The sequence below is a fragment of the Pseudomonas sp. B2021 genome, from assembly GCF_018135665.1.
In the GTDB taxonomy this organism is placed as follows: Bacteria; Pseudomonadota; Gammaproteobacteria; order Pseudomonadales; family Pseudomonadaceae; genus Aquipseudomonas; species Aquipseudomonas lactis.
This window is the reverse complement of record NZ_SMOF01000001.1, coordinates 2,717,694-2,739,342: the sequence shown is the minus strand read 5'-3', so window position 1 is coordinate 2,739,342 and position 21,649 is coordinate 2,717,694. Positions and strand designations below refer to the sequence as shown.

The 21,649-nt window shown below is 60.2% G+C and carries 19 protein-coding genes; 16 read left to right on the top strand and 3 right to left on the bottom strand.

Annotated elements, in window-relative coordinates:
* Window positions 1–213 precede the first annotated feature (213 nt).
* Window positions 214–729, bottom strand: a complete 516-nt coding sequence (locus tag E1K68_RS12165) for an Hcp family type VI secretion system effector (protein ID WP_003191797.1) — start codon at window positions 727–729, stop codon at window positions 214–216.
* A gap of 468 nt (window positions 730–1,197) precedes the next feature.
* Here E1K68_RS12165 and tssA point away from each other — a divergent pair, with 468 nt between their 5' ends.
* The 15 genes from tssA to E1K68_RS12090 are packed head-to-tail and all read left to right on the top strand — an operon-like array spanning window position 1,198 to window position 18,470.
* Entirely contained in the window at window positions 1,198–2,742 is a 1,545-nt protein-coding gene (gene tssA, locus E1K68_RS12160; protein ID WP_164692262.1) for a type VI secretion system protein TssA, read from the top strand.
* A gap of 25 nt (window positions 2,743–2,767) precedes the next feature.
* Entirely contained in the window at window positions 2,768–3,265 is a 498-nt protein-coding gene (tssB, locus tag E1K68_RS12155; protein WP_003191794.1) for a type VI secretion system contractile sheath small subunit, read from the top strand.
* A 27-nt stretch (window positions 3,266–3,292) separates the two neighbouring features.
* Window positions 3,293–4,771 carry a type VI secretion system contractile sheath large subunit gene (gene tssC, locus E1K68_RS12150; protein ID WP_003191792.1) on the top strand — a complete coding sequence of 493 codons (1,479 nt, stop codon included), beginning with the start codon at window positions 3,293–3,295 and terminating at the stop codon, window positions 4,769–4,771.
* 14 nt (window positions 4,772–4,785) lie between these two features.
* On the top strand, window positions 4,786–5,187 hold the full coding sequence (gene tssE, locus E1K68_RS12145; RefSeq protein ID WP_003191790.1) for a type VI secretion system baseplate subunit TssE: 402 nt from the start codon (window positions 4,786–4,788) through the stop codon (window positions 5,185–5,187).
* Window positions 5,177–6,964 (top strand): type VI secretion system baseplate subunit TssF, encoded by a 1,788-nt coding sequence (tssF, locus tag E1K68_RS12140; protein WP_137205119.1) that lies wholly within the window; start codon window positions 5,177–5,179, stop codon window positions 6,962–6,964. The genes tssE and tssF overlap by 11 nt, the downstream gene beginning before the upstream one ends.
* A complete protein-coding gene (gene tssG, locus E1K68_RS12135) occupies window positions 6,928–7,935 on the top strand; it encodes a type VI secretion system baseplate subunit TssG (protein WP_212614149.1) in 1,008 nt (335 codons plus the stop codon). Before tssF ends, tssG begins: the two co-directional genes overlap by 37 nt.
* A gap of 12 nt (window positions 7,936–7,947) precedes the next feature.
* A complete protein-coding gene (locus E1K68_RS12130; protein ID WP_094775013.1) occupies window positions 7,948–9,459 on the top strand; it encodes a sigma 54-interacting transcriptional regulator in 1,512 nt (503 codons plus the stop codon).
* Between the two features lie 35 nt (window positions 9,460–9,494).
* Window positions 9,495–9,626, top strand: a complete 132-nt coding sequence (locus E1K68_RS12125) for a hypothetical protein (RefSeq protein ID WP_003191783.1) — start codon at window positions 9,495–9,497, stop codon at window positions 9,624–9,626.
* Between the two features lie 11 nt (window positions 9,627–9,637).
* On the top strand, window positions 9,638–10,834 hold the full coding sequence (gene tagH / locus E1K68_RS12120) for a type VI secretion system-associated FHA domain protein TagH (RefSeq protein ID WP_034135773.1): 1,197 nt from the start codon (window positions 9,638–9,640) through the stop codon (window positions 10,832–10,834).
* A 5-nt stretch (window positions 10,835–10,839) separates the two neighbouring features.
* Entirely contained in the window at window positions 10,840–11,325 is a 486-nt protein-coding gene (tssJ, locus tag E1K68_RS12115) for a type VI secretion system lipoprotein TssJ (RefSeq protein ID WP_003191781.1), read from the top strand.
* A 1-nt stretch (window position 11,326) separates the two neighbouring features.
* The gene (tssK, locus tag E1K68_RS12110) at window positions 11,327–12,655 is read left to right on the top strand and encodes a type VI secretion system baseplate subunit TssK (RefSeq protein WP_212614148.1); all 1,329 of its coding nucleotides are present in this window, start codon (window positions 11,327–11,329) and stop codon (window positions 12,653–12,655) included.
* 5 nt (window positions 12,656–12,660) lie between these two features.
* Window positions 12,661–13,521 (top strand): type IVB secretion system protein IcmH/DotU, encoded by an 861-nt coding sequence (icmH, locus tag E1K68_RS12105; protein WP_003191778.1) that lies wholly within the window; start codon window positions 12,661–12,663, stop codon window positions 13,519–13,521.
* A gap of 16 nt (window positions 13,522–13,537) precedes the next feature.
* Window positions 13,538–16,903: a type VI secretion system membrane subunit TssM gene (tssM, locus tag E1K68_RS12100; protein WP_212614147.1), complete on the top strand. Its 3,366-nt coding sequence runs from the start codon at window positions 13,538–13,540 to the stop codon at window positions 16,901–16,903.
* 5 nt (window positions 16,904–16,908) lie between these two features.
* Window positions 16,909–17,631: a PP2C family serine/threonine-protein phosphatase gene (locus E1K68_RS12095; protein ID WP_057710456.1), complete on the top strand. Its 723-nt coding sequence runs from the start codon at window positions 16,909–16,911 to the stop codon at window positions 17,629–17,631.
* On the top strand, window positions 17,628–18,470 hold the full coding sequence (locus E1K68_RS12090) for a serine/threonine-protein kinase (protein WP_169855912.1): 843 nt from the start codon (window positions 17,628–17,630) through the stop codon (window positions 18,468–18,470). The genes E1K68_RS12095 and E1K68_RS12090 overlap by 4 nt, the downstream gene beginning before the upstream one ends.
* Before the next feature lie 8 nt (window positions 18,471–18,478).
* Here the strand turns inward: E1K68_RS12090 and E1K68_RS12085 are convergent, their stop codons facing one another.
* Window positions 18,479–18,808, bottom strand: coding sequence for a DUF6388 family protein (locus E1K68_RS12085; RefSeq protein WP_057710435.1), 330 nt, complete (start codon window positions 18,806–18,808; stop codon window positions 18,479–18,481).
* Between the two features lie 11 nt (window positions 18,809–18,819).
* Window positions 18,820–19,074, bottom strand: a complete 255-nt coding sequence (locus E1K68_RS12080; protein WP_223816885.1) for a hypothetical protein — start codon at window positions 19,072–19,074, stop codon at window positions 18,820–18,822.
* 345 nt (window positions 19,075–19,419) lie between these two features.
* Here E1K68_RS12080 and E1K68_RS12075 point away from each other — a divergent pair, with 345 nt between their 5' ends.
* Window positions 19,420–21,489, top strand: coding sequence for an EAL domain-containing protein (locus E1K68_RS12075; RefSeq protein WP_003191766.1), 2,070 nt, complete (start codon window positions 19,420–19,422; stop codon window positions 21,487–21,489).
* The last annotated feature ends 160 nt before the right edge of the window (window positions 21,490–21,649 follow it).

The following is a 21,649-nucleotide window of genomic DNA, read 5'->3' as shown; positions in this document are numbered from 1 at the left end:
AAGCAAAACGCTCTTGCCCCACCACTCGGCACCTCGCTTAGGCTCGGTGTGCCCGTAATCCACCGGCATCCCTGCCGGTTTACCCCCCAAATCCCTGGCGAATTCCGGCCAGCGTGGTTTAACGGGGCGCCTGAGATCAAGATCACAAGCAGATCAAGAGCAAGAGCAAGAGCGGCTCGCTTCGCATCGTGGTTACCGTCTTTACTGCTCGCGTTAACCCGTCACTGGGCTCCGCCAGTCATCCGAGCCGGACGTACCGGCGACTTCGTGAGTCCAGATGATCTTGCGATAGGTGAAGTGCACATCCTCCAGATGGGTGAAGTGGGCGTTGTCTGGGGCCTGGCAGTTGGGCATGCGCGATTGGATGTCGACGATGGTGGCGCCTTCCAGTTCAATCGTGAAGTAATGCTCCTGGGTTCCGGCCGAGGAGGTGCGTAGCCATTCGAGGCGGCAGGACACTTCTTCGCCGGTGGTCAGGGCGCTGAACAGCAAGGGTGAGGATTTATCGAAAACCTTGCTGATCATCAGCGGTTTATGCACGCGCTGACCGGTCGGCTGGCCCGACTGCGGGTCGCGGGGAATGATTACCTGATGAGCAAACGCCTGCACCAGAATCTGGTCCTCATGGCCTTCCTGATAAATGTTGCCTACCGAGTCCTGGGTAAATGTGCCTGCCGTAATCAAACCTTGTTTGACACCGGTGATGGAGAGGTACGCGGGTGTGGGCATGACGGGTTTCCTTGCCTGTTTGAGTAGGTATTGCCGGGCAGCGAGAGCGCTGACCGGGCAGGTTCCTATAACAAGAAGCGTGCCTGAAAGTGTGAGGCTCAATGAAATAAGGGCGAAAAATACTCAGCATCCTTTATTGAGCATTTGCTGTAGTGCTGTGGGTGGTTTTTAGTGTCATTAGTTGCACAGATATGCGCATTTAGTTGCTCATGTCATATGTTTGGCAAATTCATGGTTTTAGGCTGTGGATGATGGGTTTCGCTTGGGTTGGCTGCGCAAATAGCTGCGCAGGCCGTTATTTTCAAGTGGTGTAGGATGTTTCTTAAGTTTCGTTCTGTTGCTTGCTGATTGTTTTTTTCGTGGCTAAGGTTCGCTCACTTCAATGTGTTTTGAGCGGAAGTTCAAGGGCGGTTTAACAATGATGTTAATTTTGCCTACTTTGCCTTGGATGGTTGTGTGCAGCCCAAAATCGTTTATTCAGAACAGCAATATGCCTATTACTTAGAACTTGCACGGACAGCGTGCTCGCCAAGCAGTTTTGTTGGCAGTGATATGCGCTATTCAAGTGAGTTTGAAGTGCTGGAAACCGAGCTGGGCAAGGCGCACTCCATTCATGGTGCGGGCCTGCCGGATTGGCAGAAGATCAGCGAAATCAGCGAGTGCATTCTGCGTGAGCATTCCAAGGATCTGCGCGTCCTCGTTTGGTTGATTTGGGCCCTGTACCAGCGTGATTCATTTGCTGGGTTGCTGGCGGGGCTCGGTGTGTTGCGTGAACTCTGCGAGCATCATTGGGCGCAGGTCTATCCCGTTAAGCTGCGTACCCGCATTGCGGCGTTTGGCTGGTTGGTGTCGCGCCTTGAACAAGCGTGTGCGCACAACGTCCCGCTGGAGGATCAACGACCTTTATGCCAAGCGCTTCTGGAACACCTGGAATGTCTTGATCGGCTATGGGGCGAACAGCTTGGTAGCGAGGCGCCGTTGCTGTTGCCGGTTCGCCGGCAGCTGTCGGCGCGTTTGGCCCAGGCTACAGCCGAACCTGGCGGCGTCGCGGGCGTCATTGCCCAGGTCAAGCCAGCGCCAACTCCGCGGCTAGAGCCCGAGCAACCGCTCAATAACGAAAAAGATGCGCACAAACGGCTGCGCGCATTGCAGGAGCAGGCTCGGCCTTTGTGTGCCTGGTGGTTGCGTGAGGATGCCACCGACCCGCGTGCCTTGCGCCTGGGCCGAACCCTGGCCTGGCTGATGCTCGTCAATTATCCCGACGCCAATAGTGAGCGGGTGACGGCGCTGCGCCCATTGGCTGGCGACAAGCGCAAGCGCTATCAAGACCGCTTCAGCCAAGGCCATTACGCCGATCTGTTGCTTGAACTTGAGGTCAGCCTGGCCGGTGCGATGTTCTGGTTCGACGGGTTGCGCATGGTCTGGGAGTGCCTGGAGGCCTTGCACGCAGAGCTGGCCATGACCGAACTGGAAATGCAATTCGCTCTGCTGCTGCATCGCCTGCCGAACCTGCCTGAGTATAGGTTCGAGGACGGCACGCCCTTTGCCGACCCCGCGACAGGTGAGTGGATCGCGCTTCATGTGATGCGTCACGTACACAAGCCCGAGCCCTCCAGGGTTGTCGTCGACAGCCTCGCCCAGCCTTGGGAAGCGGCGTTGCAAGCGGTGATGCCCTGCCTGCGCAAGGACGGCCTCAAGGCTGCGGTGGGTGTGTTCAAGCAAGGGCTGCGGGCGGCGTGCGGTGATCGAGCGCGCTTTCATTGGCACCTGGCGCTGGCCAGGTTGTGTGTGGCGGCCGGCAAGCATGACCTGGCCAGGATCCAGCTGGAACAACTCGACCTGCAGTTACAGCGCACGGGCCTGGAAAATTGGGAGCCGGAGTTGGCCGTGCAAGTCGGCCAGCTCCTGTATCGCTGCTACGACCTGTTGCCACAAAGCCAAACCGTACAAGACGCAAAAGACACCCTGCATCGCCGGTTGTGCCATTTCGACCTGGAAGCAGTACTTGAATAGTGCCTCATCAAAAAGGAAAAGCACCATGGCCAAAGACGGTTCGGTAGCCCCAAAGGAACGTATCAACATTACCTTCAAACCCGCCGTCGGTAGCGCTCAGGAAGACGTCGAACTGCCGTTGAAGCTGCTGGTGCTGGGAGATTTTTCCCTGCGCACGGACCCGCGCAAACTTGAGGATCGCAAGCCCATCGGCATCGACAAGCACACCTTTGACGAGGTGTTGGCAAAGCAAGCATTGAGCCTGACGCTGAGCGTGCCCAACCGCCTCCAGGAGGCAGCCGACGTGGAAGAGTTGCCGGTCCAGGTGCGGATCAACACGATGAAGGACTTCAACCCCGCGAACCTGGTGGAGCAGATCCCGCAATTGCAAAAGCTGATGGCTTTGCGTGAGGCGTTGGTGGCGCTCAAGGGCCCGCTGGGTAATACGCCCAGCTTTCGCAACGCTATCGAGCGGACGCTGGCCAATGGCGACTCGCGCGCACGAGTGCTCGCCGAATTGGGGCTGGATAGGCCCCAAGCCTGACATTTTCAGTAAAAGGACACTGACACCATGACCACCATTCAACACGGCACGCAACCCATACAGGTTATCGAAGGCGGTAGCATCCTCGATAACATCATTTCCCAGACATTGCTCAGCGCCGACGACGAGGCTTATGGCATCGCCAAGCGCGGGGTGTCGGCGTTTATCGCAGAGCTGGTCAAGCCACATAATTGTGACGAACCGGTAAAAAAACGCCTGGTCGACCGGATGATCGCCGAGATCGATACCAAGCTCAGCGAGCAAATGGATGAGATTCTTCACCACCCGGAGTTCCAGGCACTGGAGGCTTCGTGGCGAGGCTTGCAGTTGCTGGTTGATCGCACCGATTTTCGCGAGAACATCAAGATCGAGCTGTTGAATGTCTCGCGCCAGGACCTGCTGGATGATTTTGAAGACTCCTCGGAAATTACCCAGTCCGGGTTGTACAAACACGTCTATAGCGCCGAATACGGCCAGTTTGGCGGCCAGCCGGTGGGCGCGATCATTGCCAACTACTTTCTTTCGCCCAGTGCACCCGATGTGAAACTGATGCAATACGCATCCAGCGTCGCCGGCATGGCCCACGCACCCTTTATCGCTGCGGCGGGGCCGAGTTTCTTCGGCTTGGAAAGCTTCACCGGGTTGCCCGACCTGAAGGATCTGCGGGACCATTTCGAAGGCCCGCAGTTTGCCAAATGGCAAAGTTTCCGGCAGAGCGAAGACGCCCGATATATTGGCCTTACCGTACCGCGCTTTCTGCTGCGCACCCCGTATGACCCCCTTGAGTGCCCGGTCAAGACCTTCGCCTACCAGGAGAATGTGGTTAACAGCCACGAGCATTACTTGTGGGGCAATACCGCCTACGCCTTCGCCACTCGCCTGACCGATAGCTTTGCGCGCTTTCGCTGGTGCCCCAACATCATTGGCCCGCAAAGCGGCGGGGCGGTCGAAGACCTTCCGCTGCATCACTTCCAGAGCATGGGCGAGATCGAAACCAAGATTCCTACGGAGGTGCTGATTTCGGACCGGCGTGAGTACGAGCTGGCACAAGAAGGTTTCATCGCCTTGACCATGCGCAAGGGCAGCGACAACGCAGCGTTTTTTTCCGCCAGCTCCGTGCAGAAGCCCAAATCCTTTGGCATCAGTGAGGAGGGCCGGGCGGCAGAGCTCAATTACCGCTTGGGCACTCAATTGCCCTACATGATGGTGGTCAACCGCCTGGCTCATTACCTCAAGGTGCTGCAACGGGAGCAGTTGGGCGCATGGAAAGAGCGCACGGACCTGGAGTTGGAACTCAACAAATGGGTTCGCCAATACGTCGCGGACCAGGAAAACCCCAGCGCCGAGGTGCGTGGGCGTCGCCCCTTGCGTGCCGCGCGCATTGTGGTCAGCGATGTCGAGGGAGAGCCTGGCTGGTATCGGGTCAACGTCACGGTACGCCCGCATTTCAAATACATGGGGGCAGACTTCACGTTGTCCCTGGTCGGCAAGCTCGATAAAGAATGAGCAGAGGCCAGGGCATGCTTGAGCACAACAGCCTTTTCGAACGCCTTGAGCGTGGTGCGTCTAACCCGGGCGCCGCCGTGGCGTCCATCGCCGCACATTTGGGGAAAATGCTCAGCACTCGTGCGGGCAGTGTCCGGACGCTGCCTGATTATGGCTTGCCTGACCTCAATGACATGCGGCTCAGCTTGCATGAATCCTTGAGTCAGTCGCGCCTGCATATCGAACGGTTTATCCAGGCCTATGAGCCGCGGCTGACGAATGTACGTGTCAGGCTGCTGCCGGTTGTGCGTGACTCCTTGTCCCTGGCATTCGCCATTGAGGCTGAGCGGATGATTGAGGGTGCCCTGCATCCTGTGGTGTTCCACGCGCGCCTTATCGATACCGGGCGGGTTGAGGTCTGTGCCGATGACGCTTAACCGTTATTTTCAAAGTGAACTCAGCGCGCTGCGCCAACTGGGGCGGCGTTTTTCCGAACGTAATCCCGCCCTGGCGCCGTTTCTTGGCGAAGCCGGCCAGGACCCGGATGTCGAGCGCTTGCTGGAGGGCTTCGCATTCCTGACCGGGCGCCTGCGCCAGAAGCTGGATGACGAACTGCCGGAGTTGACGCACTCATTGATGCACCTGCTCTGGCCCCATTACATGCGGCCGATACCGGCCTTCAGCATCCTGCAATTCGACCCGTTGAAACGTGCCGGCCCCAGCGTTCGGGTGGCTCGGGACACTGCTGTGCAAAGCGCCCCCATCCAAGGAGAGCGTTGCCGGTTCCGCACCTGCTATGCCACCGACGTCATGCCGTTGCAGCTCAACGGCCTGGAATACAGATGCCAGGGCGAAGGGGCCTGGTTGGACTTGCGCCTGCGCATGAGTGTCGACGGCAGCTTCAGTGAGTTGATATTCGATTCGCTGCGACTGCACCTGGCCGGTGACCATTACATCAGTCAGGGACTGTATCTGAGCCTATTGCGGCACCTGGAGGGCATCAGCCTGCAGCTCGTGGATCACGATGGTCTGCCGATCAACGCCGGCGATGGTCAACCCGTGACGCTGCGGCTCAATGCCAACCACGTCCGGCCGGTGGGGTTTGCCCCGGAGCAGGCGTTGATTCCTTATCCGCAGAACACCCTGGAGGGTTATCGGCACCTGCAGGAGTACTTCGCGTTTCCCGAGAAGTACCTGTTTGTCGATGTCGAAGGCCTGGACGTGTTGCACACGTTGTCTCACGAGTTGCTCCGGCAGGCGCACGGCCTGGTGATGCGTTTCGAACTTCGCACCCAGGGCCGTGAGCCCCTGCGTCCTACCCTGGATAACGTGAAGCTGTATTGCACGCCCATCGTCAACCTGTTTACCCAGGATGCCGTTCCCATTCGCCTGGACGGTAAACAGGACGAGTACCTCCTGGTGCCTGGGGAATACACGCCGGGCAATGCCAGCGTGTTTTCCGTGGATAAGGTCACCGGCTGGCGCCCCGGTGGTTTGGGCTATCAAACCTACGTGCCGTTCGAGTCGTTTGAACATGATTGCAACAGTGAGCCTTTGGCGGCACCGCCCAGCTACAGCATTCGCCAACGTTCGTCGGTCCAACATGCCGGGCTCGACACCTGGATGGGGTTCGGCAATCGCCGCGAACAGGGCCAGGAAACCCTGTCGGTTGAACTGACCTGCACCAATTGCAATCTGCCACGGCAATTACGTGCAGGCGACATCAACCAGCCCGGCGAACAGACACCGGAGTCGTTGACGTTCCGCAATATCACCGCGCCAACGGCGAGCTACGCGCCGCCCCTGGACCAGAATTTTCTGTGGAAGCTCATCAGCAACATGTCGCTCAACTATTTGTCGTTGACCGATATCAACGCCTTGAGAGTGATTCTCGAAACCTACGACCTGCCGCGTTATTACGATCGCCAGGCGCTGAAGGTCAGCCAGAAAAGACTGGGGGCGTTGCGCGCTATCTGTCATGAGGCGATTGATCGCCTTCATCGTGGGTTGCCCGTGCGAGGTGTGCGGGTCGATCTGACCGTCGATTCCCAGGGCTTTGTCGGTCAGGGCGACTTGTTTGTATTCGCTTCGGTCCTCAATCAGTTCTTTGCGCTTTATGCCAGCCTCAATTCCCATCACGAGTTGCGTGTCATCAGCACACAAGGAGACGTGTATCTATGGCCATCCCGGATCGGGCAGCAACCCCTGCTCTGAATCAACTTTGCCGGGGTATCCGTGAATACACGCTGTTCCAGGCGGTTTTGCAGGTCACCGAGCGATTGCGTGAGGCTCATCCGCTGCTGGATGAGGACGCGCTGTACGACCAGTTGGAGTTCCAGGCCAACCCTGGCTTGGGGTTTGCCGCGCACGATATTGACCGAGTGGAGTTCTTTATGGAACACGGGCATTTGCGCGCACGCCTGCGTCTCAATGTGCTGGGGTTATTTGGCGCCGGGTCCCCACTGCCTGCGTTTTATGGTGAGCAGGCATTTGCCGAACAGCCGGGTGGCAACCCGACTCGAGACTTCCTCGATCTGTTCCATCATCGCCTGCACCGGCTGATGCTCCCGATCTGGCGCAAATACCGCTATCGGGCGTGTTTCCGGGCAGGCGCCAATGACGGTTTTTCCGAGCAGATGTTTGCCCTGACGGGGCTCGGTGGTGCCGCGATCCGTGGCGCTTGCCAGCTCGATTGCAAGCGCTTGCTGCTCTACCTGGGCCTGCTGAGTGTGCGTGTGCACTCGGCGGCGTTGATTGAGTCGGTCCTGCGTTACTACTTCAAGCACGACGCGTTGTTTATCGAGCAGTGGGTTGAACGCCAGGTCGAGGTCAGCCAGGTACAGCGCAATGACTTGGGACGGGCCAACAGTGTGCTTGGCGAGGACCTGGTGCTGGGGCGCCGCGTCGCTGACCGCAGTGGCAAGTTCAGGGTGCATGTCCGCGCGTTGGGGTGGCAGCGTTTTCACGACTTCCTTCCCACGGGAAAGGCCTGTCAGCCGCTGCGCTCGCTGGTGCGCCTGACCCTGCGCGATCCATTGGAATACGACCTGCGTCTGGTAATGGCACAGGGTCAGATCAGAGCCCTGCACATTGGCGAAAACACGATTTGCCGCTTGGGCTGGACCACCTGGTTGGGGCGCGAGCGGGCCGATGGCGTCGTCACGCTAACCGGCAATTTTCATTAGGGATGAATGGACATGATGAACAGGGATTTGCAACACATGATCGACGCACTGTCTGCCTGTTTCGCACGCTTGGGGTTCGAGCGTGATGAACACGCGTTGCTTGACGTATGTGTCAGCGCGGCGGCCCGGCTGAGCCAGTGCGACGTCAGCCAATTGTACCTGCTCGATGAAGTGACCGGCGGGCTTGAACTGATCGCCCAACATCTTGCCCAGGTGCCGTCGCTCGCCGTAGTGCCTTCACGGCCTGGTCAGCATTCCCAACAGTTGCTGCACGACACCTTGACCCAGGGCACAGCGTTGAGCCTGGAGGATGTGCAAGGCAGCGGCCATGACACGTGTTTCCTGCCAGCATTGGCGACACCTTGGCGGGCACTCTTAAGCGTGCCGCTGTTCAACCGGTGCGAACGCATGACTGGTGTGCTTGTGTGCGCCCGCCAACACCCGGCCCAGCTGCAAGGCTACGCTCCCTCCTTGGGGCATTTGGGCAGCTTCGCCGTCAACCAGTTGCGCATACTGCGCGATGGCCAGCCCAACGTTGGCACACAGCCCGAATGCAACACACCCTTGGCTGGTGCATACGGCTTGATTGGCACCAGCGCGGCGATGGAGCAGGCGTGCCGGCTGATCAGTAAAGTCTTGAACACCCCTTACACCGTGCTACTGCAGGGCGAGACCGGCACGGGCAAGGAAGTGGTGGCCCGGGCCATTCACGCGGCCGGGCCGCGTAAGGCGAAGGCGTTTGTGGTGCAAAACTGCGCGGCGTTCCCGGAAGGCTTGCTTGAAAGCGAGCTGTTCGGTTACCGCAAAGGCGCGTTCACGGGTGCCGAACGCAATCACGCGGGGCTGTTCGACACCGCACATGGCGGTACGTTGCTGTTGGATGAGATCGGCGATATGCCGCTGCCCTTGCAAGCCAAATTGCTACGGGTATTGCAGGAGGGTGAGGTTCGCCCGCTGGGTGCCAGTGCGGCACACAAGGTCGACGTGCGCATCATTGCCGCGACCCACCGCGACCTCGCGGCGATGGTCGCCGAAGGGCGCTTTCGTGAAGACCTCTATTACCGCCTGGCTCAGTTCCCCATCACCTTGCCGGCCCTGCGCGAGCGAGACGGCGATGTGCTGCAACTGGCGCGCCATTTCACGGCCAAGGTGTGCGCAGCGTTGGGCCGGCCACCTGTCGAGTGGTCGAATACGGCCCTCGATCAACTCTCCAGCCACGGTTTTCCCGGCAACGTGCGCGAGCTCAAATGCCTGGTGGAGCGCGCCGTGTTGTTGTGTGACGACCGCATAATTCGGCCCGAGCACCTGGCGCTGCCCCTGGCACCAAAGCCGGCCACTCCCGATGACGTGACGCTGCGCCAACGTATGCAGCGAGTGGAGCGCACGTTCCTGCTCGACTGCCTGCACAAGAACCACGGCAATCGCACCCGTACCGCGCGGGAGCTTGGGGTCGCCCGGCGTACCCTGCTTTACCGTCTGGCCCGTTTGAACATTCCCTTTGGTGATGCCCGGGAGGAACGCTGAATGACGCACTCGACTTTTACTGGGGGAGAAGCCTGATGCCTGATCGTGCGTGGCACGTCGTCGTGCTGGTGATGTGTTTGTTGGGAGGCTGTAACGCCAACTATGTGTTCGATGATGCCGAGTACCACCCCTTGGGTGATCCGCAGGCGATCATTCGTGGCCGCTGAAAGGAGAGGGCATGAAGCTGCAGCTTGTGTTTGAGGTCTGCGCGTGCGAAAGCGACAAGAGCCTACTTTTGGCCCGCAAAGTATTTGACGGTGCAGGCGGCGTGATCGGGCGCGGCCCTGGATGTGACTGGGTGATCCCTGACGCCAGCCGCGTACTCTCCAGCCATCATGGGTTGATCGGTTACCGTGAAGGCCGTTATTTCCTCACGGATATCAGCCGCAACGGTATAGGGCTGGCCAGCAGTCCTGAGCGCCTGCGCAAGGGGCAGGCGCGATTGATCAGTGACGGTGACGTCTTTGAGCTGGGGGTATTGACGATACGTGCGCGCCTGCTGGAATCGACGCGACCTTCCGACGAGTTGCTGACGCCCGCGGCAGTACCGATCCCCGATGACGCTTTCCTGTCGCTGGACCCGCTGCACGGCTTGGAGCTTGATCGCCAGCTGCAGGCCACCTCGGATGATCTGGAGGCCTTGAACAAGAGCGCCGATGAGCAAGCGATATGGGCAGATCACTTTGGGGCCGATAGCGAGCACGTGGCATTGCCGCGTCGGCAAGCCCCTTCGATAGGGGTTGCCGCCGTACCCGCTGTTGCGATGACGCCGTCGACCAACGAGGTGTTCTGGTCACAATTTGCAGCGGTCCTGGGTGTCGACCTTACGGCCCTCGACACGCTGGCCCGGGAGGCACTGGCGATCAAGGTGGCACGCTTGTTTCGGTTGACGATCGAAGGGCTGCAACACGGTTTGCGCACTCGGGAAGAACTGAATAACGAATTGGGTACGGCGGCGTTCGCCAGTCAGGGCACGGGCCAGAACCCCTTGAAAGTGTATCGCGACACCGATGCTGCGTTGGCCGCGATGCTCGATACCCGGGAGTTGGGGCAACTGCCTGCCGTGCGCGCCATTGCCCAGGTGCACCGAGAACTGCAGGTGCATCAGATTGCGCTGCTGGCCGCTTGTCGAAGCGCCATACGTAACGCCCGCGCGGCCTTTGAGCCCAGCCACCTGTTGGGGTGCTTTGAGTCCCAGGGCAAATCGGCCGGGTTTTTCTCCGATGGCGGGCATTGGCGGGCCTACCAGCGTCACTACCAGCGTGTGGTGGCGCAAGAACAGCAGAATGATCGCCCGTTGGGCGGCGACTTCGCCAAAGCCTACGAGGAGCAGTTGCGCCTGCTCTCCAGCCTGCACATTGATTTTCCAGGATGATAGTCATGTATCGAGCCACCCTTGTTTCGCTGTTGCTCTTGTGCGGGCTATTGGCGGGCTGCAGCGCCGTCTCACCATTCTCCACGCTGACCAAGCTGGATGTGGCGCTGACCGCCAGCGAGCTCGTCAACCCGGACCTGCACGGTCGTCCTTCTCCCGTGGTGGTGCAGTTGATCGAACTGCGCCATGGCGTCGCCTTTGAACATGCCGACTTCTTCAGCCTGTATGGCAATGCGCAGCAGGCGCTGCCCAAGGACTGGGTCGGCAGCGAGGAGGTTGAACTGCGCCCGGGTGACCGGCTGGCGCTCAAACTGCGCATCGCTCCTGAGAGCCGTTTTGTGGGAGTGCTGGCCGCTTATCGAGATTTGCCCCATGTCCAGTGGCGGCTGTTGGTGCCCTTGACGGTGCAGCAACGCAACCGTGCCGAGCTGGTGCTGGACCAGGGCGGTATACGTGTTGCTGACCCGCTCGCTGCTGTGGAGACGCAATAACATGCAGGTTCATAAAGTTATCTGGCAGGAAGGCATGTTGTTGCGGCCACAGCACTTGCAGCACAACGACCGTTATTACCAGCAGCAGCTCAATCAGACCCGCCTGCTGGGCAGTGACACCTGGGGTTTGCTCACGCTCGAACTCAATACACAGTACCTCAAGCTGGGCAAGCTGGTGGTCAACCAGGCCAGTGGCGTGTTACCGGACGGCAGCCTGTTTGAATTGAATGCCGCCATGGAGCCGCTGGTGCTGCAGGTGCCAAAGGATGCAGGCACGCAAGGGGTTTACCTGGCGCTGCCGCTGGCCAGCGGCAGTCACCTTGAGGTCCGCCAGCCTGCGCAAAGCGAGGTGTTGGCGCGCTACCTCAGCTGTGAAGTGGAAGTGGGAGACTCCAACGTGGGCGTGGATACGCGTTGCCGAATCCACTGCGCGCGCCCGGATTTACGTCTTGTGCTGGGTGAACAGCCGGGTGACCAGCACTTCGTCAAGCTCAAGGTGGCCCAGGTACTGAACGCCAGCAATGAGGGCGGCGTGAATCTGGATACGGCGTTCATCCCGACGTTTATCTTCGTGCAGGAGCACGGGTACGTGGCGTCGTGCCTCAAGGAGGTAATTGGCCTGCTTGCCAGCCGGGGCGATGCCATCGCGGCGCGCATTCGTGGCGAGAGCACAGCCGCAGGCACGCACATCGTCGATTTCCTGATGCTGCAAGTGATCAATCGTAGCGAGCTGGAGCTGCGCCACTGCCTGAGCCAGGCGCGGGTGCGGCCCGAAGCGGTGTTCCGTGCGCTGGTGTCGCTGCTTGGGGAGCTATCAACCTTCACCACTGACAGCAAACGCGCGCAGTTGGATGTTCATTACCAACACGGTGATCAGGGCGCCAGTTTTCGCGCTCTGATGGCGCAGTTGCGCATGGCGCTGTCGGTGGTGCTGGAGCAACAGGCGATCGAGTTGACATTGCAGCCACGCCAATACGGCGTTCTGGTATGCCCGGTCAGCGAGTTGAAACTGCTGGGCACCGCCACCTTCATCCTGGCAGCCACCGCGCAGTGTGAGGCGCATGAACTACGCCAGCGCCTGCCGGCACACCTGAAAGTCGCGCCGGTTGAGCGCATACGCGAGTTGGTCAACCTGCACTTGGCCGGTATCAAGGTCAAACCCTTGCCAGTGGCGCCGCGACAGATTCCGTTCCATGCCGGCAAGACCTATTTCATGCTCGATATGAGCCCCCGTGATATCGCGCAACTGGAGCAGTCGGGCGGTTTCGCTTTCCACGTAGGGGGTGAATTCACCGGGCTTGAACTCGACTTCTGGGCCATCAGGAACTGAATGCCATGGACAGTGAATACACTCAGGATGAAAAAACCGTCCTGCTCGACCGGGAGACTCATGAGCCTGCCCAGGGGCCGTTGACGGATTTCCCGTCGCCGCCGCGCTACGAACAGTTGGAAGACCGCATGATCTACGCGGGCCACAGGCTCGATACCCAGAGCTTTCAGGCAGGGCTCAACCCGCTGGTTGCCGCAGCCTGGGCGGTATTGTTTGAAGTTATAGGGCTCAGGGTCTGCTCCGGCCGTGAAAACCTGGGCACACTCAACGATCGGTTAGCGTTGGCGGTGACTCAGTTCGAAACCCGCGCCTTGCAGGGCGGCGTGGAGAACAGCCAGGTCATGTCGGCACGCTATGTGTTGTGCAGCGTGATCGATGAGGCGGTGGTGACGACCCCGTGGGGGGCGCAAAGCGAATGGTCGAAGATGAGCCTGTTGAGCCGCTTTCATAACGAAACCTTTGGCGGCGAAAAAGTGTTCCAGTTGCTGGAGCGCCTCACGCGCGACCCGGTGAAGCACCTGGCGATGCTGGAGTTGCTGTACCTGTGCCTGTCCCTGGGGTTCGAAGGCAAATACCGGGTGATGGAGCGGGGCGTGTCGCAACTTGAGGCGGTGCGCGATGCGTTGTATCGCCAGATCAGGCATGTACGTGGGGAACCGGCGGCGGTAGCGCTACTGCCTGCCCAGCCAAAGGCCGAACGGCGCAAGCTGGTGCGTGTCATCCCTGCCACTTGGTGGGTCGGCCTCACCTTGGTATGTGTGCTGGCGATGTACACAGGGTTTGCCTGGGTACTGAGCAACGAGCGTACGCACGCGCTGCAACCCCTTCAACTGTCGGCGTCGGATCTGCTCCGCACGCCTTTGTAAACGCTGGGAGCAATGAATGATCGCATTCTTCAAGGGGATGGGCACCGTGCTGGGCAGGATTTGGGTGTGGAGCCTGTTGCTGGTGCTGTCCTGTGCGGCAATGGTGTGGTTTTTGGGGCCGCTGCTGGCGGTGGATGACCACCGTATCTGGGCCGGGGCGACTGCGCGGCTGGTCACCATCAGCGGTGTGTTCTTGCTATGGGGACTGGCGATGGCGTTTGCGGGGCCCGGTTTTGCCGCCTGGCGCCAAAGGCCGGAGCGCGAGGCGCGCCAGCAGCCGATGACGGGGGTGGAGGACGAACGCCGACACCTGCGCAGTCGGTTCAAGAAAGCCGTGCACCTGCTCAAGACGTCCCGCCATTATGGAGAGCGTAACGCACGTTGGCGTCATGAGTTGCCTTGGTACCTGTTGATCGGTGAACCGGGCAGTGGCAAGACGCAGTTGCTGGCGGCAGCGGGCTTACCGCTGGCGCTGGATCACGCGCAAGCGCGGCCGATCGGTAGCAGTGCCCATTGTGACTGGTATTTCGGCGACGAAGGTGTCCTGATCGACACCCCGGGACGCTACCTTACCCAGCCCGACCGTTCAGTGGACGCCGCAGGTTGGGCTACCTTGCTGCAACTGCTTAGGCGGCGTCGCCGAGTGCGCCCGCTCAGCGGTGTGGTGGTGACGTTATCGGCCGATACGCTGGCGAGCGCCACTGAATACGACCTGGATCATCATGCCCGCCGCGTACATTCGCGCTTGCAGGAGATCCAACAGACGCTGCATGTGGATGTGCCGATTTACCTGGTGTTGACCCACGCCGACCAGTTGCCGGGATTCGCTGAGTACTTCGACTCACCCCTTGGAGAAAGTGCCGACAGTGTGCTTGGGCAGCACCTGCATGCCTGCGCCGAGGGGACTGACACGACGCAGGTTCGTCAGGCGGTCGAGCGATTATTGCAACGCTTGAACAGTGAACTGATTGGGCGATTGCATCAGGAGCGCAATGTCGAGCGACGTGGGCAGATGCTGGAGTTTCCCCAGCAGGCAGCACGAATGGGGGAGCGCGTCAGCCTGTTCGTTGACATGGCGTTTTGCGCTCATCGCTACCAACCCATCAACGGTTTGCGAGGGTTCTTCTTGACCTGCGCCGATGGCAGGCACCCGCGCTTTGTGCAGGGCCTGTTCAGCCAGGTGATCTTCGCCGAGGCCGACCTTGCGGGTTTGCAGGCTCAGGAACAGCAACGTCTGCGTTGGCGCCAGGGCGCGCAGGCGATGGCTGCGGCGCTGGTTATTGGCGGTGTCGGCGGGCTATGGGGGCACAGTTACTCCGTCAACCACCAACGCTTGGCGCAATTGGCGGCGCTGACCTCACACCCGCCGCTCGCCCTTGCGGCCGGCGATGAAAGCACGGCGCTGTTGGCGCTGTTGGACGCGCGACTGGCGGCGACCCAGGTTTTTCCAGAGCCGGCAGATGTACGCCTGGTGGAGCGCACCGGACTGTATCAGGGCGAACTGAGCCGTCCCAGCGTCGATCAAGCCTATGATCACGCGCTGCAAAAGCCATTTCTGGCCTGGACAGCCGCCCAATTGGAAGAACAGGTAATTGCCAGTCTCGGGGACCGGGAGCGGCTGCTCGACGACCTGCGGGCCTACCTGATGCTCAATCTGCGCGAACGCCGTGACACGACCTGGCTGGCAGAACATATTGCGAGCCTTTGGTCGGTGCGGTTTGCCGGGGATATGCCGACACAGAAGCGCCTCAATGTGCATCTTGCGCGGTTGCTGGAGCAACCCTTTGTGGTGTCACTCAACCAGGAACGGCTGGCCCAGGCCCGTGAAGCGCTGAGGGGGGAATCGTTGGCCGATGGGGTCTATCGGGTATTGCGCGAACAAGCGCGCAGCCTGGAACCGTTGCGGCTGGCCGACGGTAAGGTGTTCGCCACTATCGATCCGCCTGTGCCGGGGTTCTATACCAAACGCTATGTGCAGTACTTCGAGGCGCAGGGCCCGCGCTTGGTCAACGCCATCACCCAGGACAACTGGGTACTCGGGCAGGGCTCCGACCTGGGGCCTCAGGACTTGCGGCGCCTGATGGCTGAATTGCAGCAGCGCTATTTCAGCGAGTATGCCGATGCCTGGAGCGATGCGCTTGGCCGAGTCAGGCTGCAAGAGACCGACAACCTGCGCCAGGATGCCGAGCAACTGATGAACCTGACGTCAGCGCAATCGCCCTTGATTCGTCTGTTGCAACAGGTGCGTGAAAACACGCGCCTGTTGCCAGGCCATGGGCTGCTGGACAAAGTGGCCCAGCAGTCGGTAGACCTGGGCGAGATGGCCAAGTCGCGGTTGACGGCAGGGCAGACGGCTATTGTCGAGGCGCCGCGGCGCGCCTTGCAGCGCCGCTTTGAGCCTTTGCATCAATTGCTGGATGAGCAGCAAAACCCCGGCGTAGAGCTGACTCAGGCGTTGCGCCTGCTGGATGAAGTACACCTGCAACTGACGGCATTGAACCGTGACAGCGCACCCGAGCAGGCGGCTTTCCTGCGCGCCAGGCAGCGCATGGAGGGCCAGCAGGATGCATTGGGCAATCTGCGTGACGCCGCCGCGCGCCTGCCGCTGCCCGTTGCCGGCTGGCTCGAAGGTGTGGCCGATGACAGTTGGCGGCATCTGCTGGAACAGGCCTATGTGCACGTCAACCAACGTTATCAGAGCGAGGTGCATAGCCTTTACGCCAAGGCGATAGGCCGACGTTACCCATTCAATGCGCACGCCAGCAGTGAGGTCGCCCTTCACGATTTTCAGGAGTTCTTCAAGCCACGCGGGGTAATGGCGCGCTTTTATGAGGGCTACCTGCGGCCTTTTATCAGCGTCGACGGCAGCCGCTACCGACTGCGTGGGCTGGATGGCCAGAGTTTGCCGGTTTCGCGTGCGCTGCTGGAGCAATTGATGAAAACTCAGGTCATCCGCCGCGGTTTTTTTACCGAAGACGCGGGGGAGTTATCTGTGCGATTCACCTTGGCGGCCTACAGCCTGGACCCATCGGTCAGCCGTGCGATCCTGCGGTTTGGCGACCAGCAATTGGAGTATCGCCACGGTCCGATCGTACCCATGGCGTTCCATTGGCCCACCGATGCAGACAATGGGCGCAGCAGCCTCGTTCTGGAGAGAGGCACGGAACAGCGACCCTTGGGTATCGAAAAGAACACCGGGGCGTGGTCGTTGTTCCGGTTTCTGGATCTGCTGCAGAAAGAGCCCGCCAGTGGCCGAAATATACAGATCCTCAAGGCAGACCTCGCCGGCCTGCGTGCCAATTACCGGCTCACCAGCCAGCGTACACCTGGCCCGTTTGACATGGACTCATGGCGTACCTTTCGCCTGCCGGAGCAGCTGTGAACCCGATGGAGGCCCCGTGGCGCAGCGCCGGGCGCACGCAGCGAGGCCAGGCGCGGTTGCGCAATGAGGATGCGTTCCTGGACAACCCGCGCGCGGGTTGCTGGGCGGTGGCGGACGGCATGGGCGGGTATCGGCACGGGGATGTCGCCAGCCAGTGGGTGGTCAGCCAGTTGGCGTCAGTGTCGGCGGACGGCAACCTTGACCAACGTATTCAGGCGATTCGCCACAGGTTGCAGGACGTCAACCAAGGGGTGAGGCGCGCATGGACAGAGCCTGGCGCAAGCGGTGACGTGACGATGGGCAGCACCGTGGTTGCCCTGTTGCTGGAGAAGGGCCGGGCAGCCTGCCTATGGGCGGGGGACAGTCGTTGCTATCTATGGCGCGACCAGAGCCTTTATCAGTTGTCGAAGGACCACTCGCTGCTGCAGCGCCTTATGGACGAGCGGCAGTTGAGTGCGGCGCAAGCCCAGGCCTACCCGGGTGCCAGGGCCTTGACCCGGGCCGTTGGCGCGCGTTCGCGTTTGCACCTTGAAGTACTGGAACTGCGCACCCGCCCAGGGGACGTGTTTTTGTTGTGCAGTGATGGCTTGTATCAGGGCCTCAGCCACGTTGACCTGGGGCGGGCGTTGAGCATGGGCACGCCTCAACGGGCAGTGGAACGGCTATTTGCAGGGGCGTTGCGCAGGCCGGTACGTGATGACCTGACCGCGGTCGTGGTGCAGCCTTGAACTCGACAGCTTCATCTTCCCGTTTATTGGCTGGGCGTTATCACCTTGAACGTGTCTTGGGCAGCGGTGGTATGGGCAGGGTGTACCGCGCGCGCGACCTGTTGCACGAGCAGTTGGGCGAACCCTGTTCCAAGGTAGCGATCAAGCTACTCGACGAACCCATTTCCCAGTGCCCCGACGCCCATGTGTTGTTGTACCGCGAGTTTGCCTTGGCCCGCAGCCTTCGGCATGAGCGTGTGGTACGGGTGTTTTCGTTTGAGGTCGATATACACAGCCACGTCGCGTTTTTCACCATGGAGTTGCTACAAGGGGTGACGCTGGACCGCCTGCTGCTGGAGTGCCCCTATGGCTTGCCCTGGCGGGAGTTGCGCCCTATCGCCTTGCAGTTACTGGATGCGCTGGTTTACACCCACCAGCAAGATGTTCTGCACGGTGACGTCAAACCCGCCAATGTCATGGTGGGCGAGGAGGGCGTGCGCTTGTTCGATTTTGGCCTGGGCCATGCTCAAGCAGAGGCTGCCGTAGGGTTGCCGAGTGTCAGCCGCAGTCGTTTCAATGCCTGGACACCTGCCTACGCCGCCCCGGAACTGTTGGCCGGCGGTGCGCTGACCGCTGCCGCCGACCTTTACGGCGTGGCCTGCATCCTGTACGAACTGGCCCACGGCAGTCGCGTTGGCAAGCGCGCCTTTACAGACCGGCTGCCCCGACCCGCGCAGTTGCCCAGGCATTGCTGGGCAGCGTTACAGGCCGCGTTGGCGATAGACCCGCAGCACCGAAGCATAACGGTCGCCGAGTTGCGTCACGTCATGGGGCGTAACCGAGCACGCTGGTGCATGTAGGGCAAAGGTCAAACGGCCAAGCCGTGCAACTGGCAGTACTGCGCCCAGTCCATGCCCGCCATTTGCGCGACTTCTTTATGCACTTCGCGGCGCTGAGCCTCGAAGGTTTCGGTGGAGTCGGCCGTCAGCTTGAGGGTCAATTCCCAGGCGAACAGCTTTAGCTGTTCAGCGTACGCTTCGAAAGCCTCATGCAGCCGTTCGGCGCGATACTGCGCCAGGGTTTCGCCCCTGGCCTGGGCTACCAGTGGGTTAAGGCTGTCCAGCTCGGCAGCGACCTGCGGTTGTTCGCGCAGGAATCTGTCCAGTGCGAGCTGGTGAGTGTCGTTAGGTGCCGACATAGGTAGACACCTTAATGAGAAGGGTGGGAGCTGCTATCGGACGTGCGTGCGTTGAGGTGATGGCGAGCACGCTTGCGCGACCTGCGCCGCATCCAGTTCTGCAACGGCGCGAGCAAGAAAAACATCAGGTAGGCGACCAGCACCAGGGCCAGGTCTACCCAGGTTTCAGCCACAGGCCCGGTAAACAACTCAATGACGTTCTTGATCACAAACAGCAACACCACGCTGCACAACCACAGCAGGATGGTGACAAATAGAGGACGCATGTTACTTGAGCGCTTGTCTTGCATAGTGAGGTTCTCTCCTTTGGCCTGTTGTCGTTCCAGGCAAGATTCCCTGAGTGCGTACCCATTATCAGACAGGTTGTAACATCGTATAACACGCACAAAACGTGCGGATGATACCGACTCAGACAGCCTTAGGGGATGATTCAAGTCAGAAAGTTCGATAAATCTGTAAGGATTTAGTCTAGCAACCCGGCATTCACTGGCAAAAAAGCCGGGCGGGGACGGGCATTAAGGCTTTCGCTTCGGCTATCAGGGCGTGTAGCGTTAGCGGGTGTTTCCGGCCCTGATCTTCAGCGGCAGTCGGTGACAGGCAGAGGACGGCCCATGGCGCACACCCTGTTCAAACTTTTCCTGACCCAGCGCCTGGCAGTCCTGGCCAGTACGGAGTCGTTGCGAGCGATTCGTGAAGGACTGCTTTGGATCCTGCCGTGCCTGTTGGTGTCCGCCGGTTTCCTGATTCTGTCCGAATGCGCCCAGGCGCTGGGTTTCGATCCGCAGGTGGTGAGTTTCCTGGCGGAGTTGCATAAACAGATCAGTTCGGTGATCCCACTGCTGGTCGCGGCCTCCATCGGTTATATGTTGGCGATTCAACACCGTCTGCCACAGCTGCCGGTCGCGTTTCTGTGCCTGGCCCATGTGGTGGTCGCAACCTTCGTGCTGCGTGAGTACCCACGTGCTTCGGCCACGTTTTTATTGTTTATTGCCATTGCTTCGCCCTTGATCAATGTGCCGGCCATTGCCTGGCTGCATCGATTTCGTTGGACGCGCCTGGTCAACCAAGACCTGGTCGGCCATAACCTCAAGGGCACCATCAACATGGTGGTGCCTGGCGCACTCACAGCCTTGGCGTTGGTGGCGGTGTTGTCGTTGCTGCTGTTGATCCCCCATGTGGCGCAAATCCAGGGGCCGCAGGTGCTTGATGCGTTGCAGGCGCCTTACGGCAGTGGGTTGTTTGTCACTCTGATGAATTCGCTGCTGTGGTTCTTCGGCATTCACGGCGTGTATGCCATGCAGCCGTTATTCGATGCCTTGGACCAGGCGGTGGCGCTCAATGGCGTAGCGTTGGCGGCGGGGGAGCCGGTGCTGTACCTGCTCAACAACGGCTTGCTGGGCAGTTTTGCCTTTATCGGTGGTTCGGGCGCAACCTTATGCCTGCTGTTGGCGATCCTGCTGTTTTCCAAGAGCCAGTCCATGCGCTTGCTGGCGGTGGCCAGTTTGCCGTTGTCGTTATTCAATGTCAGCGAGGTGCTGTTGTTCGGTTTGCCGATCATTCTCAACCCGCGCCTGTTCATACCGTTTCTACTGGTACCGGCGTTCAACGCGATGGTGGCGTTGATGGTGGTTCAACTGGGTTGGGTGTCGCCCGCGGTGGCCAGCGTGCCGTTTACCGCCCCGGTGCTGCTCAATGCCTACCTCAGCACCCACGGCGACGTGGCGGCGGTGGTGTTGCAGGTCGTTCTGCTGACGGCCGGTACGCTGGTGTATGCGCCCTACGTCAGGGCGATTCATCGCCAGTCCAGCGATGGCGGTACGGTGTACCTCAAATCCCTGGACATGACGTTTCGCGGCCTCGAAGAGAAAGGCCGCCTGCTGGAGTTCGACCCGGTGCTGGCAACTCACCAGACCTTGGCCCGCCAGGCCGCTGAGTTGAACCGCATCCAGCAGATCAGTGATTACGAGTTCTACCTTGAGTTTCAACCCCAGGTCTCCACCCGCACCGGTTTGTGCACCGGCTGCGAGGCGCTGATGCGCGCCCGGGACAGCCAGGGCACGGTGCATTCGCCCTGGGAGTTCCTGCAATGGCTGGCGCACGCCAGGCTGATGCCGGACGTGGATGTGTGGGTGGCGTCCCAGGCCGTGCGTCAGTATCAGAAATGGCTGAAGGTGGGTTTTGAACTGCCGATGACCATCAATATTTCCAGCGCCACGCTCAAGGACGCCGCCTATGGCGACCGCCTGGTGGAAATTCTTGCCCAGGCCCGAGGGCAGGTGTCAGTGGAAATTACCGAAGACGCGCTGGTCAGTGATATCCCGGCCACTCGCCAGACCATCCAGAAGCTGCAGGGCATGGGGGCCAAGGTCTATCTGGATGATTTTGGCACTGGGTTTTCTGCGCTGAGTTACTTGCATCAGTTTCCTGTGGATTTCATCAAGATTGACCGCAGTTTTGTGGTGGCCCAGCGTGACCCTAAAGGCGCCCAGGTGCTGACCGGTATGTTGCGCTTCTGCGAGGCCTTGGATTTGGGTGTGGTGGTAGAGGGGGTGGAGACGGCTGAGCAGTTGGCGTTCTTGAGTCATGGGCCTGAGTTGTTTATTCAGGGGTGGTATTTCAGCAAGGCGCTGCCTGGGGATCAGATGCCACGCTTTGTGCGCGAGCGCAGGGCGTTGGTGTGATGGCCGACGCTGACACCCCGCGGTCCAACTGTGGGAGCTGGCTTGCCTGCGATGACGGCCTGACGGCTAACCCGGCGTTCTGCCGGGTTACCCACGAATTCAAGCCTGCGTTCGGCCAGCGTGGTTTAACAGGGCGCCTAAGATCAAGATCAAAAGCAGA